The sequence below is a fragment of the Stenotrophomonas sp. GSD10 genome (assembly GCF_056172695.1).
Genome location: NZ_JAOCMC010000002.1, coordinates 4,231,825 through 4,245,060 on the forward strand (window position 1 = coordinate 4,231,825; position 13,236 = coordinate 4,245,060).

The window sequence follows — 13,236 nt, forward strand, 5'->3', positions numbered from 1 at the left end:
CTTTTGTAGAGCCGAGCCGCGCCCCTCATCAATGGGGCGCCACTTTCACGATCGCATCGCAATGCGCGGAAAGCTCACCGCCGGGCAGTGGAGATGATTCATGCCCGGCGAACGCAGAAGCCGACCGTCAATCGACCACGCGGCAGAACACGGCCTTCAGGTAGCGCGATTCCTGCACATGGGCCATGAACGGGTGGTCCGGACCGGCGCCGGCCACCTTCAGGATCTGGATCGTGCGGCCGGAGAAGTACGCCGCCCGACGCAGCATGTCCAGGAACTGGTCCTCGGCCACTAGGCCGGTGCAGGAGAACGTGGCGAACAGGCCACCGGGCTTGACCACGCCGAGCGCCAGCTTGTTCATGTCCAGGTACTTCTTCAGCGCGGTGATCACCTGGTCGCGGTCGCGGGTCATCTTCGCCGGGTCCAGGATCACCACGTCGTACTGCTCACCGCGGTTGGCGGCGTCGCGCAGCCACGGGAAGATGTCGGACTGGACGAACTTCGGGCGCACGTTGTTCAGGCGCGAATTGCCCTTGGCGATCTGGATGACGTCTTCATCGATATCGATGCCGACCACGTCCGAAGCACCGCGCGCGGCCGCGTACACCGCAAAACCACCGGTGTTGCAGCACAGGTCCAGCACGCTCTTGCCTTCCACCTGCTGGCTCAGCCACTGCCGGTTCTCGCGCTGGTCGGCGAAGAAGCCGGTCTTGTGCGCGCCGGCCGGGTCGGCGCGGAACTTGATGCCGTACTCGGTGATCACCGACGCTTCGGTGGTGGTGTTGCCGTGGAAGTCGAAGCTTTCCTGCTTCTGCACATGTTCGTCGGCGAAGCTGTGGAAACGGCAGCCCGGGAACTGTTCGCGCAGGGCGTCGTAGATCCACTCGCGGTGGCGGAACATGCCGGCGGCGAAGAATTCGACCACCACCAGGTCGCCGTAACGGTCAACCACCAGGCCGGACAGGCCGTCGCCTTCGCTGTGCACCACGCGCCAGGCGTCGGACACCGCGTCGAGCTTGAGCACCTCACGGCGCAGCGACACCGCCTGGGCGATCTTGCGCGAGAACCAGCCGGCATCGACCGGCACGTGCTGGTCGGTTTCAAGGATGCGCACGGCAATGCGCGAATGCCCGTTGTAGAACCCGCGGCCGATGAACTCGCCCTCGATGCCGACCACGTCGACGATGGAACCGGGCTTGGGCCGGACGGTCGGCTTCTCGACCAGTTTCTGGAAGATCCACGGGTGGCTGGAACGCCACGCGTTCTTGAGGCGGACAATCGGAAGGGGGTATTCATCCACCTATTGTAAACCGGCCGCCGGGGTCGGATCCCCAACGGGGCTCTGACCCGGGCCGGCATGCCAACCAAGGTTGGCATCTACCAGAGCGGGAGCGCGGGACGGGGTTGGAGCCCCGTTGGGGATCCGACCCCTGGCCTCCCCATTTGACGGCGGCGCGGGCAGACGGCAGAATCGGCGCCAGAAGGGGAGTAGCTCCCAGACGTTGTCGCCGTCAATTCGAGCCCGCAGGCTCCGGTGCAACGGCAGTTCCAGCCATTGGAACTGCGAGCGAGACCTTCGCCGTACTGGCGAAGCTCTGTCCCTGGATCCCCTCCCGATCCTCCGTTGCAGATCCTCGCCGTCCGGCTTGGCATTCATCTTTCCAACGGACATTCCCAATGCAGACGATCGGTAACGTGTGGTTGTGGGGCGGCTTCGCAGCGGTGGTGGTCATCGCCCTGCTGGTCGACCTCGTGTTGATGCGCCATGGTGGACCGCACAAGGTCACCTTCAAGGAGGCCCTGTGGTGGTCCATCGGCTGGGTCGCGCTGGCCCTGCTGTTCAACGCCGGCCTCTGGTACTACCTCAATGAGACCGCCGGCCAGGTGGTGGCCAACAAAGTCGGCCTCGAATTCCTGACCGGTTACCTGGTCGAGAAGGCGCTGGCGGTGGACAACATCTTTGTCTTCCTGATGATCATGAGCTACTTCGCGGTGCCGGAGGAGCAGCGCCAGAAGGTGCTGATCATCGGCATCCTGGGTGCGATCGTGCTGCGTACGATCATGATCTTCGCCGGCAGCGTGCTGATCAGCCAGTTCCATTGGCTGCTCTACGTGTTCGGCGCGTTCCTGCTGTTCACCGGCTGGAAGATGTGGTTCGCCGCCGGCCAGGAGCCTGACCTCGAGAGCAACCCGGCCCTGCGCTGGATGCGCAAGCACCTGCGCCTGCTGCCGAACTATGAAGGCAACGCACTGAGTGTGATGCGCGATGGCGTGCGCTGGTTCACCCCGCTGTTCGCGGTGCTGATCCTGATCGCGGTCACCGACGTGATCTTCGCGGTGGACAGCATCCCGGCGATCTTCGCAATCACCACCGACCCGTTCATCGTGCTCACCTCCAACGTGTTCGCGGTGCTGGGCCTGCGTGCGATGTTCTTCCTGCTGGCCGGCATGGCCGACCGCTTCCACCTGCTGCCGTACGGTCTGGCGCTGGTGCTGGGCTTCATCGGCATCAAGATGATGATCATCGACCTGTTCAAGATCCCGACCCCGGTGTCGCTGGGCGTGGTCGCGGTGATCATCGCCGCCACCGTGGTGCTGAGCCTGAAGTACCCGCCGAAGGAAGGCTCAGGCCACGCCTGAGTCTGACCGGCTGAACGGCGCGGCCGGCGGGATTGTCCCGTCGGCCGCACCCACTCTCCCGCTGCGGTGGCCTTGGTTTCGCGCCAGTCACCGCCATTGCTGAGGTATGGACAACAACGCGCCCCTGCCCGCCGGCGACGCGCCGGCCCCCGCAATGACCGCTCGCGCATCCTGCGGGCGTTCAACGTCAGCCTGGCCGCCGTGCTGGTGCTGGTGGTCGTGTTCGCCCTGCAGGGCACGTTCGACTGGCGCCCCTGGGCGGTGGCGCCGCTGGAAGCCAAGGGCCTGCTCGGCCTGATCGGAGGCCCGCTGCTGCATGCCTCGGTCGAGCACATCGCGGCCAACAGCATCGCGATCCTGATCCTGGGCACCCTGGCCGGCAGCGTCTACCCGAAGGCCACCGTGCGCGCCCTGCCCCTGCTATGGCTGGGTTCGGGCCTCGGCGCGTGGATGCTGGGCAACCCCGGCAGCGTGCACCTGGGCGCCAGTGGCGTGACCCACGGCCTGATGTTCCTGCTGGCCAGCCTGGGCCTGCTGCGCCGCGACCGCGCGGCCATCGCCACCGGCCTGATCGGCATGCTGTTCTACGGCGGCATGCTGATGACCATCCTGCCGCACGCCGATGGCGTGTCCTGGCAGTCGCATATGGGCGGCGCCTTCGCTGGCATCATCGCCGCGCTGCTGTTCCGCAACGCCGACCCGCTACCGCCGCGCCAGCGCTACAGCTGGGAAGATGAAGAAGAATCGATCGAGCCATTGGCCGACGACGAGCTGGAGCCACCGTCACCGCAGCGTGTGCCGGTGTTGTGGCAGCCGCGCGAGGGCCAGGACTACGTGGTGATTCCGTTCCGCCGCCCGGACGAGCCGCGCGGTTGAAGCAACGGTGGTGCCGGCCGCTGGCCGGCAACCGCCGGATGCCGGCCAGCGGCCGGCACTACCGCAATCAATTCCCCGCCGCGCCCATCCCATCCACCGCCTGCCGGCCCAGCGCCGGGTCATCGGTGAAGAAAGCATCGATGCCGGTGGCCAGGTAGGCGCGCATCTCGGCGATCGACCCTTCCGCATTGCGCGCGCTGTCGGCGCCCTTGCGCAGGTTGCTGGCCTGGAAGTGGTTCTCCGGGCGGAACGTGTACGGGATCACCATCAGGCCGGCGGCGTGCGCATCACCTACCAGCGAGGTCGGCGCCCCCAGCGCCCCCGGGCATCAAGCGGAATGATCGAACGCAGCTCGGGCCCAATGCCATCGGCATAGGTGGCGATGTCCTTCAGGCCAGCCGGGGTCATCATCTGCGCGTAGGTCAGCGTGCCGCCAGCCTTGGCGATGTCGGCCGGCTGGGTATCGCCCTTCCACATCAGCTGCAGCAGGCGGATGTTGCTGCCGCGCCCGATCTTGCCGCGCAGGTAGCGCAGGTTGGCGGTCTCGAACGACTGGATCGTGACCGGGCCGACGTTGGTATATGCGTTGCCGCGCAGCGCGGCCAACAGCGCGTCTTCCATCGGCAGGCCGATGGACTGGAAGTAGGTCGGGTGCTTGATCTCCGGCACCAGGCCGATGCCGCGGTTGGCGCGGCCGGCCTGCTGCACCAGGAAGGCCAGGATCTCATCCAGGCTGGCGATGCGGAACTGGCCGTCGTAGGCGGTGCTGCGCAGCTCCGGCAGGCGTTCGCGCGCGTACAGGGTCTTCAGCTCGGCCAGGGTGAAGTCTTCGGTGAACCAGCCCTCGACCTGCTGCCCATCGATGACTTTGCGGGTGCGGCGGTTGGCGAACTCCGGATGCGAGGCGATGTCGGTGGTGCCGCCGATCTCGTTCTCGTGGCGGGCCACCATCACCCCGTCCTTGGTCATCACCAGGTCCGGTTCGATGTAGTCGGCGCCATCGGCAATCGCCTGCGCGTACGCGGCCAGGGTGTGCTCGGGCAGCAGCGCACTGGCACCGCGGTGCCCATAGACCGACGCCTTGGAGGACGGGGTGGAGGATTCAGCACTCATGGCCACCGATGGTGCCACGGCCAGCGACAACAGCAACGCACAACCCCACGACTTCACTGCGACTTCCCCAAGCGGTATGTGATGGTCGTCAGTATGCGGCGGCAATGTGACAGGTGGGGAAGCACGGGGTCGGATCCCCGCAGGGGCTCCGACCCCAACCTGTTGCCGGGGCCGCATGCCAACCAAGGTTGGCATCTACCAGAGCCAGGGGCTATTTGCCGATGCAGAAGCTGGAGAAAATCCGCCCCAGCAGGTCATCGGCACTCATCTGCCCGGTGATCTCGCCCAGCGCGTCATGCGCCAGCCGCAGTTCCTCGGCGGCCAGTTCCAGGTGCTCGTGCACCAGCTCGCCATCGGCGCGCCGCGCATGCTCCTGCGCGCGCTCGATCGCGTCGACGTGGCGGGTACGCGCGGAGAACTCGCCATCCACCTGCTCGCCTGCCCCGGCAGAGGCAATCGAACGCAGGCGCGCGTGCAGGTCTTCCAGGCCGGCACCGGTAGCGGCCGAGACGAACACGCGGTCCGGGTCATCCAGCGTCGGCGACGCATCCAGCAGATCCGACTTGTTGTGGATGTAGACCTTGTGCGGCACCGCCGCCACGGCATCGCCCAGTGCGGCTTCACCCGCAGACGGATCGCGCGCGTCCAGCACGATCAGCGCCAGGTCGGTGCGCTCGATTTCCACATGGGCGCGGCGCATGCCTTCGCGTTCGATGGCGTCGCCGCCGTCGCGCAGGCCGGCAGTATCGACCAGGGTCAGCTCCAACCCGTCCAGACGGATGGTCTCGCGCAGGGTGTCGCGGGTGGTGCCGGCGATGTCGGTGACGATGGCACGCTCGCTGCCGGCCAGTGCGTTCAGCAGTGAGCTCTTGCCGGCATTGGGCGGGCCGATCAGCACCGCATGCAGGCCATCGCGCAGGCGGCGGCCGCGCTCGGCATCACGACGCAGCAGCGCCAGATCGCTGCGCGCCTGTTCCAGCCCGCGCCGCACCTGCGCACCACCGAGGGTATCCAGTGGTTCGTCGGCGAAGTCGATGGCCGCTTCCACGTGGATGCGCAGCAACACCAGTTGTTCGACCACTGCCTCGATACGGCGCGAGAACACGCCATCCAGCGAACGGCGTGCAGCGCGCGCGGCGCGGTTGTCGCCCGCGGCGATCAGGTCGGCGATGGCCTCGGCCTGGGCCAGGTCGAGCTTGCCATTGAGGAACGCGCGTTCGCTGAACTCGCCTGGCCGTGCCTGGCGGGCGCCCAGCGCGATGCAGCGCGCGACCAGCTGCTGCAGCAGCACCGGGCTGCCGTGGCCCTGCAGTTCCACCACTTCCTCGCCGGTGAAGCTGTTCGGTGCCGGGAACCACAGCACGATGCCGTCGTCGATCACCTCGCCATCGGCATCGCGCAGGCGCGCATAGTGCGCGTGACGCGGGCGCAGTGCAGGTGCCCCCAGTGCGTTGGCGATGGCGGCAGCACGCGGCCCGGACAGGCGCAGCAGGCCGACGCCGCCGGCGCCCGGGGCGCTGGCAATGGCGACGATGGTCTCGGTACGGGTCAGATCATTCATGGCTCAGAGCTTCTCCAGCTGTGCGCGCGCCTGCGCGGCACCACTGCCCTGCGGCTGCAGCGCCAGATAGGTGGTGTAGGCCTGCTTCGCCTTGGCCTTGTCGCCAGCATTGAAGTACGCATCGCCCAGGTTGAGATGGGCGACCGCGCGCGAGGGATCGATCTTCAGCGTGTTCTCCAGCCAGCGCGCGGCTTCGGCGTAGCGCTGCTGACGGTAGTACACGAAGCCGAGATTGTTCGCTGCCTGGGCGAAGTCCGGGCGCAGCTTCAGCGCTTCGGTGAACTGCGCCGCCGCTTCGTCGTACTGCTTTTCGCGGTACAGCTGCAGGCCACGGTCATTGGCCTGCTGCGCGCGCTGGCGGTCCGACGCCGGGCCGGCGGTGGGCACCACCAGCTTGGCCTTGCCGCCCTGCAGGTCGGCCACGGTGACCGGTGCCTGGCTGCCCTTGGCTTCGCTGGCAGCCTCGACCTTGTTGTTCAGCGCGATCGCATCGGCGGTCAGCTGGCGCGTATCGGCGTTGAGGAACTCCTGGCTGTCCGGCACCTGGAACACGAACTCGCCGCCCTGCGAACCGGGCAGGCTGCCGAACGCCGGGGTCTGGTGCGAAACCGCCGACACCGCCGGCGCCACGTAGGCGGCCAGCTCGGTACCGGTGATCAGGCCATCGCCGTTGAGGTCGCCCTTGCCGGCCAGCGCCTGCAGCAGCACCCAGGTGAACACCGAATGGCCATTGGGCCCGGCGTCGGCCACCTGCTGGTCGGCACCGCCGGCGGTCAGCATCTGCCGCGCGCTGCGGCGTGCGTTCTCGCGCAGGAACGACGACGACGACGGCCCGCCACGGGTCAGGCCCAGGCCGCTGTAGCAGGCATCCATCACGAACATCACGTGCTTGGCCTGCAGGCTTTCGGCGATGTTCTGGATGTCGGTCATCGCGATGGCGTCGGTGGCGAATTCCTTCGGGTCCGAATCCACCGGGATGATGTAGCCGAGGTCGCGGCCGGAGGCGAGCTGGCGGGTGGCGCCGTGGCCGGCGAAGAACACGAACACGCGGTCGTTCTTGCCGGTGCGGTCATCGGCCAGTCGGTCGTGGAAGGCGGCCAGGATGTTGTTGCGGGTGGCCTGCTCGTTCTTCAGCACGATCACCTGCGAGGACGGGAAACCGAACTGCCCGGTGAGCGTATCGGCCACCGCCTGCGCATCGTGGCTGGCGTATTCCAGCTTCGGCCACTTGGCGTAGCTGTCGATGCCGACCACGATCGCCCATGATTTCTCGTAGCCGGTGGTGACGGTGGCGGCACCGGCATCACCCTTGCGCGCGCGCGCCACGGTGAAATCGCGACCGTTCCAGCCGGCAAACTGGTAACCGTCGGCAATCAGCCGGTCGAGGATCTGCGGCAGCGCCTTCACTGCACGGTCGTGGATGTCGTGGAACAGGATGATGCCGCGCTGTTCCTTGTTCACCTGGTCGAGCACGCGCTGCACGATCGATTCCGGCACCGGATCGGCCCAGTCCATCGAGTCGATGTTCCACATGATCGATTTCAGGCCGGCTTCGTTGAGCAGCTGCAGGCCTTCGGCGTTGCGCGCGCCATAGGGGAAGCGGAACAGCGGCGCGCGCTTGCTGTCGACATCCTTCAGCAGCGTGTCGGTGTCCAGCACCTGCTGGCGCAGCGCGTCGCCGGTGGTGCGCGAGAGCTGGGCGTGGGTCAGGCTGTGGTTGCCGACCGCGTAGCCCTCCTCCATCAGGTTGCGGCTGATCTTCGCCATCGGCCCGAGGCTGACCTTGCCGTCGCTCTCGACCGTGCCCAGGTTACGGCCCACTTCGAAGAACACACCCGGCACGTCGTAGCGCTTGAGAATGGCCACGACTTCATCGGTGTAGGCCTTGTGCGGACCGTCGTCGAAAGTCAGCACCACGGTCTTGGCCGGCAGGTCGCGGCCGAAGATCTCGCGGTCGCTGTCCTTCATCGACATCGGGTACGGCTCGATCACGCCGTAGTCGCGCAGGATCGCTTCGCGGCTGTAATCCTTGTGCAGGTGGGCGATGTAGTCCTCCCACTTCTCGCGCTTCAGCTCAATGGCGCGGGTGCGCTCGAAGCGGCTGAAGATGCGGGTCAGCTCCTGGTTGTAGTTGCGTTCGATCTCGTCCAGCGCGTCCAGATCCTCGCCGATGCGCTGGTGCAGCTTCACCGCCGGCAGCGAGGAATCGGCACCGACACGGTCATGCAGGTCACGCAGCACTTCGCGGAACGCCAGGCGGTCGGCGTCGAACAGTTCCGGCGCCGATTCGATGTAGTCCAGCACCGTGCCCAGGGTGGCGAAGCGCTGCGGACTGCCACTGCGCAGCAGGTTGTCGAACTGCGCGGCGATGGCGCTGCGCTGCTCCAGGCCATCGTGGAACAACTGCTGGCCGATACGCGTGGAGGTGCCACGGTCGGCGGCGCTCTGCTGCTCTTCGTCGGCCAGCAGCACCACGATGCGGCGGTAGCCATCGAGCTGCTTCTGCAGCGCGGCCAGCAGCGGCGCCGCGGCCGGATCGGCGGCGGCGGCGGCCTGCGCGCTGGGCTGGGTCACCGCGCTCGCCGGCGCCTTCGCGTCCTTGTCGCCACAGCCGGCAACGACCAGGGTGAGCAACAGCGAGGGCAGGAACAGGCGGAACGACGACGTGCGCGGCATGGCGGAACCGAGGGTTGGGGGAACGGTGTGTGGGGAATTCTAGCGCCGCATGCGAAAAGCCCGCCTTGCGGCGGGCTTCTCATCGACCGGGGCGGTAGAGTCGACCTTGGTCGACTGCTCTACTGCCAGTCGACCAAGGTCGACTCTACGGGTCGGGGTTACTTTTTCTTGACCGGGGCCGGGGCGGTGGTGGCCGGCACCGGCTCGCCGCCGTGGCGCTTGGTCATCCACCACTGCTGCAGCAGGCCCAGGCCGCCGTTGACCACCCAGTACAGCACCAGGCCGGACGGCATGAAGGCCATCATGACGCCGAACACCAGCGGCATGAACTGCATCATCTTCTGCTGCATCGGGTCCATGCCCGGTGCCGGGGTCAGCTTCTGGGTGAACCACATCACCGCCACGTTGATCACCGGCAGGATGAAGTACGGGTCGCGTGCGGTCAGATCCTGGATCCAGCCCAGCCACGGCGCCTGGCGCAGCTCGACCGATTCCACCAGCACCCAGTACAGGGCGAAGAAGATCGGCATCTGGATGAGGATCGGCAGGCAGCCGCCCATCGGATTGATCTTTTCCTTCTTGTACAGCTCCATCATTGCGGTCTGGAACTTCTGGCGGTCATCGCCATAGCGTTCCTTCAGCTGCGCGATGCGCGGCTGGAAGCGACGCATCTTGGCGCCGCTCTTGTACTGCACGGCCGACAGCGGATACAGCACCAGCTTCAGCAGCACCACCAGGCCGACAATCGCCCAGCCCCAGTTGCCGACCAGCTTGTGCACCTGGTTGAGCACCCAGAACAGGCCCTGGCCGATCACCGCCATCATCGAGAAGCGGCTGTAGTCGACCACGCGGTCCAGGCCCGGCACGTCTTCCTTGGCAATCAGGTTCACCAGCTTCGGGCCCACCCACAGGCGCGCTTCGGTACTGGTGGACTGGCCCGGGGCCACGGTGAAGGCCGGACCACGCGCTTCGATCAGGTCGCGACCGGCCACCTGCGACAGCACGTAGTGTGCGGTCTGGTCCTTCTGCGGGATCCAGGCGGTGAAGAAGTGGTGCTGCAGCATCGCCAGCCAGCCGCCGGTGATGTTCTGGTTCAGCGTGCCGTCTTCCAGGTAGTCCTTGAACGCACGACGCTGGTACTTCTTGTCGTTGTCGTACCAGGTGGCGCCGTTGAAGCTGAAGGAATCCGGGTTGGTCATGCTCCGCGACAGGATGGTCGGGGTGCGGTCCAGGGTGCGGTAGACGTAGCCGTTCCACGGCGCGGCGCCGGCATTGCTGACTTCGTCCTTGAAGCGCACGGCGTACTCGTTGCGCGAGACGGTCAGGGTGCGCTTGATGGTCACGCCGTTGTCGGCGGTCCACACGAACGGGATCTGCAGTTCGTTCTGGCCCTTGGCCAGCACGAAGTCGCGGGTATCACCGACCAGCTTGAAACCGTCAGCACCCGGCACCGGGGTGTTCTTGTCCTCGCTGGCCCAGCCGCTGATCGCGCTGTAGGGGTGCGCGGGGTCTTCGGTCAGCAGGCGCACCGGCGGGCTGCCGTCGTCCTTGGTCTGTGGGAACTGCAGCAGCTCGGCGTCGAGCACGCGGCCGCCGTCCAGCACCAGGCGCAGCACGTCGGTGGTGACGGTCACGCGTTGGGCAGCGGGGGTGGCGCTGGCCTGGGCCTGCGCGGCGGCCTGGCCCGGAGCACCCGGCACCTGGGCGTTGGGGATCGCGCCCGGGGCGGCGCCCGGAACACTCTGTGCGGCGGCCGGGGCCGACGTGGTCGTCGGTGCCGGGGTCGGAGCAGCCTTTTCACGGCTCCACTCCATCCACAGCAGCACGGCCACCATCAGCCAGGCAAAAATGAGGAATACGCGGGTCTGGTTCATCAGCGGACAGGCTCGGCGGGGCCGGGACGCGATGCCGGCTCGGTCAAAGAAGGAGTTGCGATGCCATCAGGCGGCGGCATTGTGCCGTCCACGCCCGGCGTGGGCAATGCACGCAGGCGCCGCAGCAGGCGCAGGAAGGCCTGGCGGATCTCGTCGTTGCTGGCAGAACGCGCAGCACTACGAGCCACGACGACGAAGTCGCCTGGCTGGATATCGGTACGTGTCTGACGCAGGATGTCGCGCAGGACGCGCTTGATCCGGTTACGCCCGACGGCGTTCGGATCGACCTTGCGGGAAACCGCCAGACCCAGCCTGGCCGGCCGGTCAGCCGGCAGCCAGTGCAGGGTCATCAGCGGATCGGACACACGGCGGGCGCCGTTGAAGACCGTTGAGTATTCGGCACGCGTGCGAACCCGCGCAGAGCGAGGGAATCGCTTGCGCGGGTCTGCAGTATTCACTGTCGAAGGGATTGCGTCTGCCGCAAGGTGCGGCATGGCAATCAGGCGCTCAGGACTTTGCGGCCCTTGGCGCGGCGACGCGACAGGATCTTGCGGCCGTCAGCGGTCTTCATACGGGCACGGAAGCCGTGGTCGCGCTTACGCTTGAGGTTGCTGGGCTGGTAGGTGCGCTTCGTGGCCATTGGGGGCCTCTCGTATGAATGGGACGGAAAGAACCGGAAATTCTAGAGAGGTACCCTGCCCCAAGTCAACCCCTGTCAGCTACGCGAATTCACTGGGCTGTGCAATAGCTGTGGATGTTTTTGTGAATAAGTAGGGGACAAGCATTCCGAAGGCGGGCGCTCGGTGGTAGTCTGAGCCATCCATTTCCCCCTTTCCGGCCTGTGTTTGGGCGCCTTGTCGCGTCCATGCCCCGGCCACCGGACGATTATTGCTGATGGATGCCTGGTCCCGTAGTCTCGAGCGCCTCGAAGCGGAGTTCCCGCCGGAAGACGTTCACACCTGGTTGAAGCCGCTGCAGGCCGATCTGCGCGTGGACAGCCTGGTGCTGTATGCACCGAATGCCTTCATCGTCGATCAGGTCCGCGAGCTGTACCTGGCGCGGATCCGCGAGCTGCTGGCCCATTTCGCCGGTTTCAGCGACGTTTTTCTTGAAATCGGCTCGCGCCCGCGGCCCGTGGAGGCGCAGAACGCGCCGATTTCCACGCCGTCGGCGCAGGTGTCCAGCGAACCGCAGGTGCCGTTTGCCGGCAACCTGGACAACCACTACACCTTCGCCAACTTCGTTGAAGGCCGCAGCAACCAGCTGGGCCTGGCCGCCGCCTTCCAGGCAGCGCAGAAGCCGGGCGACCGCGCGCACAACCCGCTGCTGCTGTACGGGGGCACCGGCCTGGGCAAGACCCACCTGATGTTCGCCGCCGGCAATGCGATGCGCCAGGCCAATCCGGGTGCAAAGGTGCTGTACCTGCGTTCGGAACAGTTCTTCAGCGCGATGATCCGGGCCCTGCAGGAAAAGACCATGGATCAGTTCAAGCGCCAGTTCCAGCAGGTGGACGCGCTGCTGATCGATGACATCCAGTTCTTCGCCGGCAAGGATCGCACCCAGGAAGAGTTCTTCCACACCTTCAACGCGTTGTTCGATGGCAAGCAGCAGATCATCCTGACCTGCGACCGCTATCCTCGCGAAGTCGAGGGCCTGGAAGCGCGCCTGAAGTCGCGGCTTGCCTGGGGCCTGTCGGTCGCGATCGAACCGCCGGACTTTGAAACCCGCGCCGCCATCGTGCTGGCCAAGGCACGCGAACGTGGCGCCGAGATTCCCGATGATGTTGCGTTCCTGATCGCCAAGAAGATGCGCTCCAACGTGCGCGACCTGGAAGGCGCGCTCAATACCCTGACCGCCCGCGCCAATTTCACCGGCCGCGCGATCACCACCGAATTCGCCCAGGAAACCCTGCGCGACCTGCTGCGCGCCCAGCAGCAGGCGATCAGCATTCCCAACATCCAGAAAACCGTGGCCGACTACTACGGGCTGCAGATCAAGGATCTGCTGTCCAAGCGCCGGACCCGCTCGCTGGCCCGCCCGCGCCAGGTCGCCATGGCCCTGACCAAGGAACTGACCGAGCACAGCCTGCCGGAGATCGGCGACGCGTTTGCCGGTCGCGATCACACCACGGTGCTGCATGCCTGCCGCCAGATCCGCACCCTGATGGAAACCGACGGCAAGCTCCGCGAGGACTGGGACAAGCTGATCCGGAAGCTGAGCGAATGATGCACGGATGCCGATGAGGCGTCATCGCACAAAACGGTGCAGAATCCGGTAGCAAGCGCGGGACACGTTGTGGATAAAAATGCGGTCTGAAATCGCGCCGATTTTATCCACAGCTTTCCCCACCCCTGGGGGTCGGTAATACAGAGGGTTTCGAGGTCTGAAATTCTTTTATTTACAAAGACTTAGCGTTGTTTTCCAGCGATTCTGTCTCTACCAGCACCACCAAGCTTTTGATTTATTCCACATTTTTTAAAGCATAGGGGCACGGAA

General features: G+C 66.1%; 8 protein-coding genes and 2 pseudogenes. 3 read left to right on the forward strand and 7 right to left on the reverse strand.

The genetic code is table 11. The features are described from left to right. Positions 1-127: 127 nt before the first annotated feature. Positions 128-1,300: a class I SAM-dependent rRNA methyltransferase gene (locus N4G47_RS19695; RefSeq protein WP_475289703.1), complete on the reverse strand. Its 1,173-nt coding sequence runs from the start codon at positions 1,298-1,300 to the stop codon at positions 128-130. 377 nt (positions 1,301-1,677) lie between these two features. Here N4G47_RS19695 and N4G47_RS19700 point away from each other — a divergent pair, with 377 nt between their 5' ends. Beyond that, positions 1,678-2,640: a TerC family protein gene (locus N4G47_RS19700; protein ID WP_107231304.1), complete on the forward strand. Its 963-nt coding sequence runs from the start codon at positions 1,678-1,680 to the stop codon at positions 2,638-2,640. Between the two features lie 106 nt (positions 2,641-2,746). Beyond that, positions 2,747-3,516, forward strand: a pseudogene (locus N4G47_RS19705) (rhomboid family intramembrane serine protease). Between the two features lie 67 nt (positions 3,517-3,583). Here the strand turns inward: N4G47_RS19705 and N4G47_RS19710 are convergent. The 6 genes and pseudogenes from N4G47_RS19710 to rpmH form a co-directional block, all read right to left on the reverse strand. Further along, positions 3,584-4,686 (reverse strand): annotated as a pseudogene (locus N4G47_RS19710) (glycerophosphodiester phosphodiesterase). Between the two features lie 154 nt (positions 4,687-4,840). Further along, the gene (gene mnmE, locus N4G47_RS19715; protein WP_475289704.1) at positions 4,841-6,190 is read right to left on the reverse strand and encodes a tRNA uridine-5-carboxymethylaminomethyl(34) synthesis GTPase MnmE; all 1,350 of its coding nucleotides are present in this window, start codon (positions 6,188-6,190) and stop codon (positions 4,841-4,843) included. 3 nt (positions 6,191-6,193) lie between these two features. Continuing rightward, a complete protein-coding gene (locus N4G47_RS19720) occupies positions 6,194-8,866 on the reverse strand; it encodes a polysaccharide deacetylase family protein (protein ID WP_475289705.1) in 2,673 nt (890 codons plus the stop codon). A 158-nt stretch (positions 8,867-9,024) separates the two neighbouring features. Continuing rightward, on the reverse strand, positions 9,025-10,740 hold the full coding sequence (gene yidC, locus N4G47_RS19725) for a membrane protein insertase YidC (protein ID WP_475289706.1): 1,716 nt from the start codon (positions 10,738-10,740) through the stop codon (positions 9,025-9,027). After that, on the reverse strand, positions 10,740-11,234 hold the full coding sequence (gene rnpA, locus N4G47_RS19730; protein WP_080355007.1) for a ribonuclease P protein component: 495 nt from the start codon (positions 11,232-11,234) through the stop codon (positions 10,740-10,742). The genes yidC and rnpA overlap by 1 nt, the downstream gene beginning before the upstream one ends. Positions 11,235-11,239: 5 nt before the next feature. Continuing rightward, positions 11,240-11,380 (reverse strand): 50S ribosomal protein L34, encoded by a 141-nt coding sequence (gene rpmH / locus N4G47_RS19735; RefSeq protein WP_005411729.1) that lies wholly within the window; start codon positions 11,378-11,380, stop codon positions 11,240-11,242. Between the two features lie 254 nt (positions 11,381-11,634). Between rpmH and dnaA the strand changes: the two genes are divergently transcribed. Continuing rightward, a complete protein-coding gene (gene dnaA, locus N4G47_RS19740) occupies positions 11,635-12,966 on the forward strand; it encodes a chromosomal replication initiator protein DnaA (RefSeq protein WP_475289707.1) in 1,332 nt (443 codons plus the stop codon). Positions 12,967-13,236 lie beyond the last annotated feature (270 nt).